Source organism: Castellaniella sp. (assembly GCF_049650445.1).
Taxonomy (GTDB): Bacteria; Pseudomonadota; Gammaproteobacteria; order Burkholderiales; family Burkholderiaceae_B; genus Castellaniella.
Genome location: NZ_JBASAD010000037.1, coordinates 20,689 through 34,624, shown reverse-complemented (window position 1 = coordinate 34,624; position 13,936 = coordinate 20,689). Strand labels below are relative to the sequence as shown.

At 65.2% G+C, this 13,936-nt stretch carries 12 protein-coding genes; 7 read left to right on the top strand and 5 right to left on the bottom strand.

Going from position 1 to position 13,936, the window contains the following annotated elements; all coding sequences use genetic code 11:
* Positions 1-67 precede the first annotated feature (67 nt).
* A complete protein-coding gene (locus WA983_RS13195; RefSeq protein WP_424250035.1) occupies positions 68-979 on the top strand; it encodes an SPFH domain-containing protein in 912 nt (303 codons plus the stop codon).
* An 18-nt stretch (positions 980-997) separates the two neighbouring features.
* A complete protein-coding gene (locus tag WA983_RS13190) occupies positions 998-1,486 on the top strand; it encodes an NfeD family protein (protein WP_424312164.1) in 489 nt (162 codons plus the stop codon).
* Here WA983_RS13190 and miaA read toward each other — a convergent pair whose 3' ends face one another.
* Positions 1,487-2,431, bottom strand: coding sequence for a tRNA (adenosine(37)-N6)-dimethylallyltransferase MiaA (gene miaA, locus WA983_RS13185; RefSeq protein WP_424312163.1), 945 nt, complete (start codon positions 2,429-2,431; stop codon positions 1,487-1,489). It abuts the gene before it with no gap.
* Positions 2,432-4,405, bottom strand: a complete 1,974-nt coding sequence (mutL, locus tag WA983_RS13180) for a DNA mismatch repair endonuclease MutL (RefSeq protein ID WP_424312162.1) — start codon at positions 4,403-4,405, stop codon at positions 2,432-2,434.
* A gap of 75 nt (positions 4,406-4,480) precedes the next feature.
* Between mutL and WA983_RS13175 the strand changes: the two genes are divergently transcribed.
* Positions 4,481-5,125, top strand: a complete 645-nt coding sequence (locus WA983_RS13175) for a VTT domain-containing protein (protein ID WP_424312161.1) — start codon at positions 4,481-4,483, stop codon at positions 5,123-5,125.
* An 81-nt stretch (positions 5,126-5,206) separates the two neighbouring features.
* On the opposite strand, the gene WA983_RS13170 is transcribed toward WA983_RS13175, so the two are convergent.
* From WA983_RS13170 to WA983_RS13160, 3 genes are read right to left on the bottom strand one after another with little or no spacing between them, the layout of a single operon-like run.
* Positions 5,207-6,547 (bottom strand): N-acetylmuramoyl-L-alanine amidase, encoded by a 1,341-nt coding sequence (locus WA983_RS13170; protein WP_424312160.1) that lies wholly within the window; start codon positions 6,545-6,547, stop codon positions 5,207-5,209.
* A complete protein-coding gene (gene tsaE, locus WA983_RS13165) occupies positions 6,538-7,044 on the bottom strand; it encodes a tRNA (adenosine(37)-N6)-threonylcarbamoyltransferase complex ATPase subunit type 1 TsaE (protein ID WP_424248860.1) in 507 nt (168 codons plus the stop codon). Before tsaE ends, WA983_RS13170 begins: the two co-directional genes overlap by 10 nt.
* Before the next feature lie 18 nt (positions 7,045-7,062).
* Positions 7,063-7,956: an AEC family transporter gene (locus tag WA983_RS13160; RefSeq protein WP_424248858.1), complete on the bottom strand. Its 894-nt coding sequence runs from the start codon at positions 7,954-7,956 to the stop codon at positions 7,063-7,065.
* Between the two features lie 571 nt (positions 7,957-8,527).
* Here WA983_RS13160 and WA983_RS13155 point away from each other — a divergent pair.
* The 4 genes from WA983_RS13155 (at position 8,528) to WA983_RS13140 (ending at position 13,931) form a co-directional block, all read left to right on the top strand.
* Positions 8,528-10,015, top strand: coding sequence for a TolC family outer membrane protein (locus WA983_RS13155; protein ID WP_424312159.1), 1,488 nt, complete (start codon positions 8,528-8,530; stop codon positions 10,013-10,015).
* 122 nt (positions 10,016-10,137) lie between these two features.
* A complete protein-coding gene (locus WA983_RS13150; RefSeq protein ID WP_424249468.1) occupies positions 10,138-10,359 on the top strand; it encodes a hypothetical protein in 222 nt (73 codons plus the stop codon).
* Between the two features lie 13 nt (positions 10,360-10,372).
* A complete protein-coding gene (locus tag WA983_RS13145; protein ID WP_424249470.1) occupies positions 10,373-12,565 on the top strand; it encodes a type I secretion system permease/ATPase in 2,193 nt (730 codons plus the stop codon).
* Between the two features lie 79 nt (positions 12,566-12,644).
* Positions 12,645-13,931, top strand: a complete 1,287-nt coding sequence (locus WA983_RS13140; protein WP_424249475.1) for an HlyD family type I secretion periplasmic adaptor subunit — start codon at positions 12,645-12,647, stop codon at positions 13,929-13,931.
* The last annotated feature ends 5 nt before the right edge of the window (positions 13,932-13,936 follow it).

Below are 13,936 nucleotides of genomic sequence, written 5' to 3'. Positions count from 1 at the left end.
TTACGCTGGACGGCGGTCTTTGCATCGCCGTATCCCAGCGTCTCGTTTTTGAACTTTGGAGTCATCCATGAGCGGTTCCCTGATGTTTCTTGCCGTCCTGGCCATTGTGGTCATGGCGACGTTTTATGCGGGTATCAAGGTCGTTCCCCAGGGGCAGAAATGGACGGTCGAGCGTTTCGGCCGCTACACCCGCACCCTTGATCCCGGCCTGAGCCTGATCGTGCCGTTTATCGACGTGATCGGCAAAAAGCTGACCGTCATGGAGTCCGTGCTGGACGTGCCTTCCCAAAGCGTCATTTCGAAGGACAATGTCGCCGTGACTGCTGACGGGGTCGTGTTTTATCGAATCGATGAGGTTGCGAAAGCGGCCTATCAGATTGACAACCTGACCACCGCCATCGTCAATCTGACGACGACAAATCTGCGCTCCGTCCTGGGCTCGATGCAGCTCGATGACATGCTCAGCAATCGTGAAATGATCAATGCCAGGCTGCTGGAAGCCGTGGATGAAGCAACCGCGCCGTGGGGGGTGAAGATCACCCGCATCGAAATCCGCGATCTGAGCATGTCGTCCGAGTTGCAGGAAGCGATGAACTTGCAGATGACGGCTGAGCGCAAGCGTCGCGCCCTGGTGACGGAAGCCAATGGCCGCAAAGAGGCCGAGGTGTTGAAGGCCGAGGGTGAAAAGCAAGCCGCCGTGTTGCGCGCCGAGGGAGAAAAAGAGGCTGCCGTGCTCAACGCCGAGGCCCGTGAGCGCGAGGCCGAGGCCGAAGCCAGGGCAACCGAGGTCGTCTCGAAAGCCTTGCAAGAAGGCAATCAGCAGGCCATCAACTATTTCCTGGGCCAGAAATACGTGGCTGCTCTCCAGACGATCGGTTCTTCGTCCAACAGCAAGCTCGTTCTCATGCCTCTGGAAGCCGGCGGGGTCACGGGCGCCATTGCCGGGGTGGCGGAAATGCTGAAGACGGCTGGAAAATAAGCGGACGGAATCAGATTCATGGAATTCCTGAATGTGATTTTCAACAACCCGTGGATCTGGCTGATCTTGGGCGTGATCGTCATGGGCCTGGAACTCATTGTCCCCGGGGTCTATTTGTTCTGGGTCGGCGCGGGGTTGATCACAACCGGCGTCTCCGTCGTCGCGTTCGCTGATCTCCCTGGTATTCCGCTGGCGGCCCAGATCGTTATTTTCATGGTCGCCATGTTCGGTTGGGTACTGACCGGAATCTATCTGCAGAATCGTGTGCGGCAAGCAGCCCCCTCTGCGTTGAATGCGGGTCTCGCACAGTACGCGGGGCGGCAAGTTCCGATCGTTCAGGTGTTTGCAGATTCACGTCGAGAATCGCAGACAAGCTATCTCGGCAGGATCAAGCTGGAGGATACGACCTATGGTGTTATTTCCCGGCATCCCTTGCAGGAAGGTCAATTCGTGGTGATCCTGGCTTACCAGGACGGCAAGTTCCTGGTCGAGCCGGCAAGCAATTGATCAGTCACCCAGTATCCGGGCACAGTGCCGTGCCACTTCAGCTACGGCCCGATTCGACAGGCAATCCACACTGATCCGCTGCGGCAGCGAGCGCAGCCAGGTGATCTGGCGTTTGGCCAACTGGCGGGTGGCGGCGATGGCTTGTTCGACCGCTTCGGCCAGGGTCGCATGGCCGTCCAGATGGTCCCAGAGCTGGCGGTAGCCCACGCAGCGGATCGAGGGCAGGCCCGGATGCAGGTCCGGACGTGCGCGCAGAGCGCGGACTTCGGCCAGCAGGCCTGCGCTGATCATGGTCTGGTAGCGCTGCGCGATACGTGCGTGCAGCACGGACCGGTCGGAGGGTTCCAGGCTGATGGTCTCGAAGCGCCAGCCGGGCAGGGCGGGGCGCGGCGGTTCGGTCAGCCAGTCGCTCAGCGTCCGGCTGCTGCCGCGCCAGACCTCCAGCGCGCGTTGCAGGCGCTGGCTGTCATTGGGTGCCAGCCGGGCGGCCGTGACGGGGTCCACGCGCGCCAGCTCGGCATGCAGGGCCGGCCAGCCGTGTGCCAGGGCTTCTTCGTCCAGTTGCCGGCGGATCGCCGGGTTGGCCTCGGGCAGGTCGTTCAATCCTTCGCGCAGGGCCTTGTAGTACAGCATCGTGCCGCCGCACAGCAGGGGGATGCGGCCGCGCGCGCGGATGTCTTGCGCCAGCGTGGCGGCGTCCCGGGCGAACTCGGCGGCGGAATAGGCTTGCGCCGGGTCGCGGATGTCCAGCAGATGGTGCGGCACCCGCGCCTGTTCCTCGGCCGAGGGTTTGGCCGTGCCGATGTCCATGCCGCGATAGATCGTTGCCGAGTCCATCACGATGATCTCGATGGGCCAGCGCTCGGCCAGGGCCAGGGCAGCAGCGGACTTGCCGGAGGCCGTCGGGCCGGCCAGGCAGATCAGGACGGGGGTTTGCGAGGACACCTACTGCCCCCGCATGAACAGCTTGTCCAGATCGCCCAGGCTCCATTGAAACCAGGTGGGGCGGCCGTGGTTGCACTGGTCGGCGCGCTCGGTGCGCTCCATCTGGCGCAGCAGGGCGTTCATTTCGTCCAGGGTCAGCCGCCGATGGGCCCGCACCGCGCCGTGGCAGGCCATGGTCGACAGCAGTTCGTTGCGCTGCTCGGTCAGCCGGGCCGAGTGGCCGATGCGTTCGACGTCGGCCAGCACGCCGCGCGCCAGGGATTCGATATCGCCTCGCGCCAGCAGGGCCGGCACGGCGCGCACGGCCAGCGAGGCCGGGCCGGTGGCGCGGATCCGCAGCCCCAGGGCATCCAGCGTGTCCTGGTGCGCCTGGGCGGTGGCCACCTGGATCTCCGAAGCCGTGAACACCACCGGCACCAGCAGCTCCTGCGCCGGCAGGGGTGCCTGATCCAGGGACAGTTTCAGGGATTCGTAGACGACGCGCTCGTGCGCGGCGTGCATGTCCACCAGAATCAGGCCGCGCGCGTTCTGGGCCAGGATGTAGATGCCGTGCAATTGCCCCAGCGCCATGCCCAGGGGCAGATCGGCGTCTCCGGGCTGCCCGGCGGCTGTCGGTGGCGCAAAACTTGCCGATTGCGGCAGATCGCCCGTCTGATCCGGCGCGCCCGCAGCCATCTGGCCTGGCGCAGGGGCCACCCGTCCTGAGCCGGTCGCTTCCGCCGAATCTGCCGCATCCAGCGGCTGATACAGCTTGCGCCAGTCCTGGGCCGGGATCCGGTCGTTCAGCGGGAAACGCTGCTGCACCGGGATTCGGGCAGGGTAGGAAGATGCGGGGCGGGCTGCACCCGACCCGCCGGACAAGGGTGCGGTCGTGCCGGGCCGGGGGAATACGGGACTGGGCTCACCCGGCGCCGTCGCCGTCGCCGGTTCGGCGGCAGCGTCGCCATCCGTCGGTGCCGGGGGGGCATCGATCGGACCGTCCACGGCGGCGCCGCCGCGCCCGGCCAGCGCCTCGCCCAGCGTCTGGGAGACATAGCGGTGTACCGCGCCGCTGTCGCGGAAGCGGACCTCGTGCTTGGCCGGATGCACGTTCACGTCCACTCCCGCCGGGTCCAGCGTCAGGAACAGTACGAAGGCCGGCTGGCGGTCGCCATGCAGCACGTCGGCGTAGGCCTGACGCACCGCGTGGGACACCGTGCGGTCGCGCACATAGCGGCCGTTGACGTACAGATATTGCCGGTCGGCGCGGTTGCGGGCAAAGGTCGGGCGCGTGATGCAGCCTTCCAGCGCGACCAGACCCTGCTCGGCCGATACCGGCAGGCTCTGGGCCGTGAATTCCTCGCCCAGTACGTCGCGGATGCGGCCGTGGATGTCGGTGGCCGGCCAGTTGCGCTGCGGCTTGTCGTTGTGGAACAGGCGCAGGGCCACCCGGGGGTGCGCCAGCGCGATGCGCTCCACGGCGCCCAGGCAGTGGCCGTATTCGGTCTGATCGCTGCGCAGGAACTTGCGCCGCGCGGGGATGTGGTCGAACAACTGGCGCACGTCCACGCGCGTGCCCACAGGGCCGGCCGCCGGGGTCGGTTCCGTCTGGCCTGCGGTGATCTGCCAGGCCTGCGTGTCGCCATCCGTGCGGGACGTCAGGGTCAACTGGGCGACCGAGGCGATCGAGGCCAGGGCTTCGCCCCGGAATCCCATGGTAGCCACCGATTCCAGTTCCGCCAGGGACGTGATCTTGCTGGTCGCGTGGCGTTGCAGGGCCAGGGACATCTGTCCGGGCGGAATCCCGTGGCCGTCGTCGGCCACCAGAATGCGGCGGATGCCGCCGCCGTCCAGGCGGATCTCGACGGCCCGGGCACCGGCGTCCAGGGCGTTTTCCAGCAGTTCCTTCAGCACGGAGGCGGGGCGTTCGATGACTTCGCCCGCAGCAATCTGGCTGATCAGGACGTCGGGCAGGGCGGCAATGGTTCGCATCATGAAAACGATTATAGTGAGCAAGTTGCCCGGCCCCGTCGCCGGGTCCCTTCCCCTTTTTCGAGGTCTCGCGGCCAAATGGCTGAATTGTTCCAACTCATTCTGCACATCGACCAGTACCTGGGCGTCTGGGTCGCCGAATATGGCGCCTGGATCTACCTGATTCTGGCCTGCATCATTTTTGGTGAAACGGGGCTGGTCGTGCTGCCGTTCCTGCCGGGGGATTCGCTGCTGTTCATCGCCGGGGCCTTTGGTGCCTCCGGCCTGCTGGACCCGGTCCTGATGGGCGGCATCCTGATCGTGGCCGCGATCCTGGGCAATACCGTCAATTATCAGGTGGGGCGCTTCATCGGCCCCAAGGTCTTTTCACGCGACTATCGCTTCCTGGACCGCAAGGCCCTGATCAAGACCCATGCCTTTTATGAAAAACACGGCGGCAAGACCATCGTGCTGTCGCGGTTCTTGCCGCTGTTCCGGACTTTTGCGCCCTTCGTGGCCGGGGTCGCGGCCATGCGCTGGGTGACCTTCCAGTTCTATAACGTCCTGGGGGCCGTCATCTGGGTTGCCGGTCTGATCACCCTGGGTTATTTCTTCGGCAATGTGCCCATCATCAAGGAGCACCTCAACACCATCGTGCTGATCGGCGTGGGGGCGGCCGCCGTGCCGGCGGTCGGCGGCGTCCTCTGGAAGCTGCTGCGCGGCAAGAAGGCCGAGGAAGCCTGAGAGCGTCCGTGCCGCGTCTTGCGGGGCGCCGGGATTCACGAGGCACGAAACAGCCCGCAGAGGACTGTTTCGTGCCCTGTTTCATTCACGCCGCGCCAACGCGGGCTGCGCCGAAAAATAGTCCCGGATCCCGCTGAACACCGCGTTGGCGATGCGCTGCTGGTGCGCCGCAGTGCGCAGCAGTTGCTCTTCCTGGGGATTGCTGATGAAGGCGGTCTCGATCAGGATCGAGGGGATGTCCGGTGCCTTCAGCACGGCGAAACCGGCGCGTTCGATGCGGTTCTTGTGCAACTGGTTGATCTTGCCGATCTCGCCCAGGACCTGGGTGCCGACCCGGATCGAATCGTTGATCTGCGCGCCTGTGGACAGGTCCAGCAGCACCTTGGCCACCTGAGCGTTGTGCGCGCCCAGGTTCACCCCGCCGATCAGGTCGGCGTCGTTTTCTTTCTTTGCCAGCCAGCGGGCGGCGGAGCTGGTGGCGCCGTTCTGTGACAGCGCCCAGACCGACGAGCCGCGCGCCGAGGGCTTGATCCAGGCGTCCGCGTGGATGGAGATGAACAGGTCCGCCTGGACGCGGCGGGCCTTTTGTACGCGCACGTTCAGCGGCACGAAGTAATCGCGGTCGCGGGTCAGGTAGGCGCGCATGTTCGGCTGGGCGTCGATCAGTTTTTTCAGCCGGTGCGCGATCTGCAGGACGATGTCCTTTTCGCGTGTGCCGCGCCGGCCGATGGCGCCCGGATCCTCGCCGCCGTGGCCGGGGTCCAGCGCGATCAGGATCGGCCGGCCGGTGCGGACGCCAGGCGCCGCGCGCGGCTGGGGCGGCGGGGTGTCGTCGGGCTGCTTGCGTGCGGTCGGCGGCAGCTTCTGGCCTTCGACCGAGGGGATGGGCGCCTCGGTCGGACTGTCCTGGGCGAGATTTTCCAGGATGCCGGCCAGCGGGTCGTTGTCCGCGTCCTTCAGCAGCGCCATCAAGGGGTCCTGCGCGACCTTCGGGTACAGGTCCAGCACCAGACGGTACTTGTATTCACCGATGGGCTTCAGGGTGAAGACCTGCGGTGCCACGTCCTGCTTCAGGTCGAACACCAGGCGCACGACGTCGGGGCGATTCTGGCCCGCACGCACGGTGCTGATGTAGGGATCGTTGGGCCGGATCTTGGAGACCAGATCGTTGAGGGCGGGGTTCAGCCGCAGGCCCTCGATGTCCACCACCAGTCGATGCGGACTGTCGAGCGTGAAGTGCTCGGCCTTCAGCTCGGTGTCCATTTCCAGCGTCACGCGCGTGTATTCGTCGGCCGGCCAGGTCCGCACCGCCAGGATGGTGGCGGCCTGCGCCAAGCGTGGCACGACCGGCAGCAGCAACAGGGCGCCGCCGCCCGCGATCATCTTGCGCCGCAGGGGAGCAGCGGGGGTATTCATCGGCATGGCGGGTCCAGATGCGTCAGCCATTGTTGTCCTTTTTCACTGCAGGCGGTCAGACGGGCGTGCCGACCGGTGCCGGCGTATTCCAGGCGGATGTCCAGGTCCGGAGGCGGCAGACGCGTGCCGGCCTGCTCGGGCCATTCGATCAGGACGACCGCGTTTTCGGCCAGCAGTTCGTCGAAACCTGCGTCCCGCCATTCATGTGCATCGCTAAATCTATAGAAATCAAAGTGATAGAAGTATAAGTTAGAAACGTTATAGCTTTCAAGAAGCGCGTAGCTGGGACTCTTGATCCGGCCGGTCACGCCACCGGCCCGCAGCAGCGCGCGGGCCAGACTGGTTTTGCCCGCGCCCAGCTCGCCGCGCAGGTGGATGCGGCCCCCGGCGGGGGGCGCGCCCGGCGTGCGGCCACAGACCTGTTCGGCCAGGCGTTGCGCCAGGGCGACGGTGGCGTCTTCGTCCGGCAGGGACCATTCAATCGAGGGGAGCGGAGTCGTCATCGGGAGAGCCTTCGGGATTCAGGTCACGGCGTCCAGCCACAGCGGCAGGGTGACGGCCGACAGCAGTGTGCCGATCGACATGGTGACCGCGACCAGCCGGCCATCGCCGCCCATGCGGGTGGCCAGCACATGGGCCGAGGAGGCCGTGGGCAGGGCGCTGAACAGGACCAGCACCAGCCGTTCGCCGGCCGACAGGTCCAGTGCCCAGGCCAGTGCCAGCGCAATCGGTGGCAGCAGGATCAGCTTGGCCGTCACCATCCAGGCCATCAGCGGCGCATGAGCGCGTCCGCCTTGCAGGGACAGGGTGGCGCCCACGCACAGCAGGCCGATGGCCAGGGCGCAGGCCCCCAGCCGGCCGAGCGCGACGTCGAGGACATGGGGAATGGGCACACGCAGGAAATTGCAGGCCAGTGCCGCCAGCGTGGCCAGGATGAAAGGATTGCGGGCGATTTCCCGCAGTGCGCCCCCACCGTGCCGGGTGGCCAGGGCATGCACCGCGCCGATATTGCTGATGGGGACGGCGAAGCCGACGAACACGGCCATGGTCGTCTGCGCGCCGGACCAGGGCAGGCCGCCGGCCAGGGACAAGGCCAGATAGGTATTGAAGCGGAAGCCGCACTGGGCGACCGAAGCATGCGCCGCCGGGTCCGGGCGCACCACCAGGCGGCCCAGCCAGGCCAGGGCGATGCCGCCGAGCATGACGCCGACCGTGGCGGTCAGCATCACCGTGGTGTTGCCTAAATCCAACGGTGTGCGGGTGATCGAATGGAACAGCAGGGCGGGAAACAGAACGAAATAGACCAGTTTTTCCGCCCCTGCGAAGAAGGTCCGGTCGAATCCCAGCCGGTGCAGCAGGATCCAGCCCAGGGCGATCAGCAGAAAATCGGGCAGGATGAGCAGAATGACGGACATGGGCGGCGACGGGGCGGAGCCGGCGTGTCGGACGGGACCGGCATGCCGGGAGGGGCAAGCATGATTGTACGTGGCTTGCGTCGCGTCTGTGCGCGGGGGTGCCGCAGGCCGGAAAGAGGTTTCAAAACCGGGTTTGAATGCTCAAATCCAGGTGGCCAGCATGGGATATACCCTTATAAAGGGGCAATTATGCGTTTTTGATCGATGTCAATACTAGTCACTGTTGCTTCGAATTCGTACAATATGCCTACGTTTTGATTCTGAAACGTACCAAGACGCAAGTTCATGCTTCAAGAACTCTGGCCGGAAGCCAGGGGCTCCGACTTGCCATTGGATCAAGGCACCTCTACTCCCATGCATATCCGATACTGATGCAGTTGAGGCGGTTGCACCGTCTACTCATAGGCACGGCATCATCGGTTTCAGGCGTCGTTGAATACGTCGGCCATGCTGCCGGCACCCGTTTCGGTTTCAGGCGTTTGCCTTCGACAGCTATCCGGGTGCGTGAATCTCAATCAAGACGCGGCGGCCTCAAAGGTCGCTCTGGTCCCCGAGTTCAGGAGCATTGAACATGGCCAGTCATAAAAAAACAACGCTGTCCGCCCTCTGGACGGCCCTCGCCTTCGCTTTCGCCCCCGCAGCCTTTGCCGACAACGTCACGCTGACCCAGGCGGTCGAGACCGCCGTCCTCCACAACCCCGAGGTTAGCGCCCAGTTCCACAACTTCCAGTCCGGCGTCGAGGGCCAGAAGGTCCGCCGCGGCGCCCTGCTGCCCGAAGTCAACCTGCAAGGCTGGACGGGCCGCGAATACCGGGGCAGCACCAGCACCAACGGATCCACCGACTGGAACCGCAACGGCTATAGCCTGTCCCTGCGCCAGTTGCTGTTCGACGGTTTTTCCACGATCAACGACGTGCGTCAGTTGGGCTTTGAAAAACTGGCCGACTACTACACCCTGAAGGCTACGGTCGATGATCTGGCCCAGCAGGCGGTCCAGGCCTACCTGGACGTCCAGCGCTATCGCGAACAGGTCAATCTGGCACAGCAGAATTACAACCTGCACAAGGACATCCTGGGGCAGATCTCCGAGCGCAGTTCCTCGGGCGTCGGCCGCGGGGTGGACGAAGTCCAGGCCCAGGCCCGTCTGGCGCTGGCTCAGACCAACTTGATGACTGCTGCGGGCAACCTGAACGACGTCACCCAGCGCTACCAGCGCATCGTCGGCCAGGTGCCGACCGAGACGATGGCCGATGCGCCCGACGTCGCCGCTTCGCTGCCCAAGGACCCAACCGATTTCACCCAGTCCGTGCGCGTCAGCCCCTCCGTGCTGGCGAAACAGGCGCTGGTCCAGGCGGCTGAACGCGGCAAGGCTTCGGCCCAGGGCCGCTTCTCTCCCACGCTGGAGCTGCGCGCCGCCACCGGCCGCGACCGCTCCGATCCGCCTTACATCAACAACGAGACCACGCAGAGCTCCAACGTCCAGTTGTTCGCGAACTTCAATCTGTTCCGCGGCGGTGCGGACGCGGCCCGCGTCCGCCAGACTTCGGCCCAGACCTACGCCGCCCGGGACGTGCGCGACTACACCTGCCGCAACGTTCAGCAGGAGCTCTCCATCGCCTGGAACAACGTCGTGCGCCTGCGTCAGCAGATGCCCTTCCTGCAGCAGCATGAACGCGACATCGCCCAGGTGCGTGTGGCCTACATGCAGCAGTTCAAGATCGGCCAGCGCACCCTGCTGGATCTGCTCGACACTGAAAACGAACTGTTCGATGCCCGGCGGGCGCTCACCAACGGGGTCTTCGACCTGCGCACGGCCGAATATCACTGGCTGGCTCTGTCCCACCAGGTGTTGCCGGCGCTGGGTCTGGCCGACCCCTACCAGGAACAGCCGGATGAAGCTGCCAAGCTCGAATTTCCGGATGAAATCCTCAAGGCCTGCCTGACGCCGCTGCCGGACACCCGCAACCTGCAGCCCGTCCAGGTCAACTACCAGTCCGGCGTCAAGCCGCCCGTGCTGGCGCCTGCGGGCAAGGCCGGTAAAGCCAGTGGCTGGAACTGAGTCTTAAAACTTTCTTTCAAATCAAGCGATACCCGGGCTTTGCGGCCCGGTCTGAAGGTGAAGGTCCGGTCGTCCACCGCAGTTGCGGTGGCCCGGCTTTCCCTGCCGCATGGGGAATGCCGATGGCCTCTGATCAGGACCGTTTCAAGCAGGATCTCTCCGACCTGGATGCTGGATTCATCCGGGTCCTGGAGGATCTGATCGACGCATTGATCGCCAACGGGGCCCTGCGCCTGACCGACTTGCCGCCCCAGGCGCTGGAAAAGCTTGCCGAGCGCAAGCGCACCCGCCAGCGCCTGCAGGGCGCGCTGAACCTGATTTCCGACGACGATGCCATCCTCTGAGGCCGCTGCCGCGATGGCAGACCAACCCGAAGCCCCCGATCCGTCCAGTGCCGCCCAGGCGCCGGAACTGCCGGGCGCCACGCCGCACCAGTTGCACGACGACTCCCTGCTGGGCAGCCTGGTCCTGGTCACGCGCTTGCTGGGGCGTCCCTGCACTGCCCAGCAACTGTCCTCGGGTCTGCCTCTGGTGGACCAGTGCCTGACGCCCTCCCTGCTGGGGCGCGCCGCCGGCCGCGCCCAGTGCAACGCCCGCATCGTGCGTCGCACCCTGGGCAACTGGTCGCGCAGCGTCATGCCGGCCATTCTGTTCCTCAAGAACCAGCGCGCCTGCGTGTTGATCCTGGAACGCCGCGACCATTATCTGGTCCATTACCCCGAGGCGGCCGAACCCGTCGAAGTCCCGCGCGCCGAACTCGAAGCCGAATACGCCGGCCTGGCCTGTTTCGTGCAGCCGCGCTACCGCACCGAAGACCGCACCGAGGACGCCCACATGCGGGCGCGCAGCGGCCACTGGTTCTGGGCCGCGATGCTGGGCAACTGGAAGCTCTACCGCGACGCCGTGGCCGCCGCCGTGCTGATCAACATCTTCGCGCTGGTCATGCCGCTGTACACGATGAACATTTACGACCGCGTCATCCCCAACAGCGCGGTCGAGACGCTCTGGGCGCTGACCATCGGCATCGCCCTGGCCATGGTGTTCAATCTGGTGCTGACCGCCATCCGCGCCTACGTCGTGGACATCGCCAGCAAGCGGGTGGACGTGGAGCTGTCCTCACGCATCATGGAACAGGTTCTGGACCTGCGCATGGAAAGCCGGCCGGTGTCGGTGGGGTCTTTTGCCTCGAACCTGCGCTCCTTCGAGTCCGTGCGCGACTTCATCGCCTCGGCCAGCCTGACCACGCTGGTGGATCTGCCCTTCGTGCTGCTGTTCCTGGCCGTGCTGGCCTGGATCTCGCCCTGGATGGTGCTGCCGCCGCTGGTGGCCATCGTCGTGATCCTGGTCGTGTCGCTGTTTTCCCTGGCACGGGTCGAAAAAATGACCCTCGAATCCTTCCAGGCCGGGGCGCAGCGCAACGCCGGCCTGATCGAGGCCCTGAACGGCATGGAAACCGTCAAGGCCCTGAACGCCCAGAGCCATACCCAGCGCATGTGGGAAGAATCCACCCGCTGGCTGGCCGAACTGGGCGCGCACATCAAGCTCACCTCGTCGATCACCGTCAGCTTCGTGCAGACCTGCCAGCAACTGGTCAACATCGCCGTCGTGGTGATCGGCGTCTACCTGGTCCAGGAAGGCATGACCATGGGCGGCATCATCGCGGCCTCCATGATCTCCGGACGCTGCCTGGCGCCGCTGGGGCAGGTCGTCGGCCTGATGATGCAGTTCCACAATGCCAAGGCGTCCCTGAAGTCCATCGACAACTACATGGGCATGCCGGTCGAGCGCCCGGCGGACCGCTCCTTCATGCCGCGCCCTGTGCTCAAGGGCGGCATCGATTTCCAGGGCGTCACCTTTGCCTATCCCAACACGTCTCTCGCGGCGCTGGACAACATCAGCTTCCGTGTCCAGCCCGGCGAAAAGATCGGCATCATCGGCCGCATCGGTTCGGGCAAGACGACGCTTGAAAAACTCGTCCTGAAGCTTTACGCGCCGACCTCCGGCACTGTCCTGATCGACGGCATCGATCTGAACCAGATCGACCCGGCCGACGTGCGCCGCGCGGTCGGTTACGTGCCCCAGGACCCGGTGCTGTTCTACGGCACCCTCAAGCACAACCTGACGATCGCCTCGCCGTTCGCCACGGACGAGGACGTCCTGCGCGCCGCTCAACTGGCCGGCGTGGACGAATTCGCCGCCAGTCACCCCGAAGGCTATGACATGATCGTCGGCGAGCGCGGCGATTCCCTGTCCGGCGGCCAGCGCCAGTCCATCGCCATTGCCCGCGCCCTGGTCAACGATCCCCAGATCCTGCTGCTGGACGAGCCCAGCAGCAATATGGATCACCAGAGCGAATCCCAGCTCAAGACCCGCCTGCGGGCTGCCAGCGAGGGCAAGACCCTGATCCTGGTCACGCACCGCACGTCTCTGCTGGATCTGGTCGATCGTCTGATGGTCATCGACCACGGTCGCATCGTGGCCGATGGACCCAAGGCCCAGGTGGTCGAGGCCTTGCGCCAGGGCCGCATCGGCGGCGCCCGCAGGAGCTGATGTCATGAACATGCTGACTCATTGGCTGGACCGCCTGCGTGTCTCGTTCGCCTCCGATCATCAGGGCGGCGGCAAGGACATGATCGATGATGCTTCCTGGACACTCAGCCAGCAGCGCACGCGCGGTTCGCGCATGCTGATCTGGATGTCGCTGTTGACCGTGGGCGTGCTGATTGCCTGGGCCTCCACCGCCAACATCGACGAGGTCGTGCGCGGCGAGGGCAAGGTCGTGCCCTCGCGCCAGGTCCAGGTCATCCAGAGCCTGGACGGCGGCGTCGTCCAGCAGATCCTCGTGCGCCCCGGCGACAAGGTCGTCAAGGAACAGGTCCTGCTGCGCATCGACCCCACACGCTATTCTTCGTCCCTGGGGGAAAACCGCGTCGAGGCCCTGGCCCTGAAGGCCAAGGTCGCCCGTCTGGAGGCCATCGCCAACAACGCGCCCTACCAGGCGCCCGAGGACGTCCAGGCCCAGGCCCCGCAACTGGCTGAACAGGAACGCAACGTCTGGCAGGCCCGCACTCGCGAACTGCAGGCCAACCTGGAGGTCGCCCAGGAGCAGCTCAACCAGCGTCAGCAGGAACTGCGCTCCAACATCGCCAATCGCGATCAGGCCGCCACCAGTTGCGCCCTGGCCTCGCGCGAATATTCCATGACCCGGCCGTTGCTCGCCAGCGGCGCGGTATCCCAGGTGGATCTGCTGCGCTTGCAGCGCGACGTGGCGCGCTTCTGCGGCGAGGAAAAGTCCGCCGCCGCCCAGATCGACAAGATCCATGCCGCCATCCAGGAGGCCGAGGCCAAGCTCAAGGAAACCGAGGTCACCTTCCGCAACCAGGCGCGCACCGACCTGTCCGACGCCCGCGCCAAACTGTCTGCTCTGCTGGAAAGCCAGGTCGCCCTGGTCGATCGCGTGACCCTGTCCAACATCCGTTCGCCGGTCAACGGCACCGTCAAGACCCTGACGGCCAACACGGTGGGCGGCGTGGTGACGCCAGGCAAAGACATCATGGAAATCGTCCCGTCGGACGACACCCTGTTGCTCGAAGTGCGGATCAATCCGCGCGACATCGGTTTCCTGTATCCGGGACAAAAAGCCGAGGTCAAATTCACGGCCTACGATTTCTCCATCTACGGCGGCCTGCAAGGCCACGTCGAGGAAATCGGCGCCGACTCCATCACCGATGAAAAGGGAAACTCCTATTACATCGTGAAGGTCCGTACGGAAACCGCCTATGTCGGCAGTGACGAACGGCCCATCATCCCCGGGATGATGGCCGAAGTCCACATCCTGACAGGCAAGCGCACGCTGATGCAGTATCTGCTCAAACCCGTGCTGCGCGCGCACTCCAACGCCTTCCGCGAACGCTGAGAGGA

Coding starts and splice junctions, on each gene's coding strand:
- WA983_RS13195 (WP_424250035.1), top strand. CDS start 68: ATGAGCGGTTCCCTGATGTTTCTTGCCGTCCTGGCCATTGTGGTCATG.
- WA983_RS13190 (WP_424312164.1), top strand. CDS start 998: ATGGAATTCCTGAATGTGATTTTCAACAACCCGTGGATCTGGCTGATC.
- mutL (WP_424312162.1), bottom strand. CDS start 4,405: ATGATGCGAACCATTGCCGCCCTGCCCGACGTCCTGATCAGCCAGATT.
- WA983_RS13175 (WP_424312161.1), top strand. CDS start 4,481: ATGGCTGAATTGTTCCAACTCATTCTGCACATCGACCAGTACCTGGGC.
- WA983_RS13170 (WP_424312160.1), bottom strand. CDS start 6,547: ATGCCGATGAATACCCCCGCTGCTCCCCTGCGGCGCAAGATGATCGCG.
- tsaE (WP_424248860.1), bottom strand. CDS start 7,044: ATGACGACTCCGCTCCCCTCGATTGAATGGTCCCTGCCGGACGAAGAC.
- WA983_RS13160 (WP_424248858.1), bottom strand. CDS start 7,956: ATGTCCGTCATTCTGCTCATCCTGCCCGATTTTCTGCTGATCGCCCTG.
- WA983_RS13155 (WP_424312159.1), top strand. CDS start 8,528: ATGGCCAGTCATAAAAAAACAACGCTGTCCGCCCTCTGGACGGCCCTC.
- WA983_RS13150 (WP_424249468.1), top strand. CDS start 10,138: ATGGCCTCTGATCAGGACCGTTTCAAGCAGGATCTCTCCGACCTGGAT.
- WA983_RS13145 (WP_424249470.1), top strand. CDS start 10,373: ATGGCAGACCAACCCGAAGCCCCCGATCCGTCCAGTGCCGCCCAGGCG.
- WA983_RS13140 (WP_424249475.1), top strand. CDS start 12,645: ATGATCGATGATGCTTCCTGGACACTCAGCCAGCAGCGCACGCGCGGT.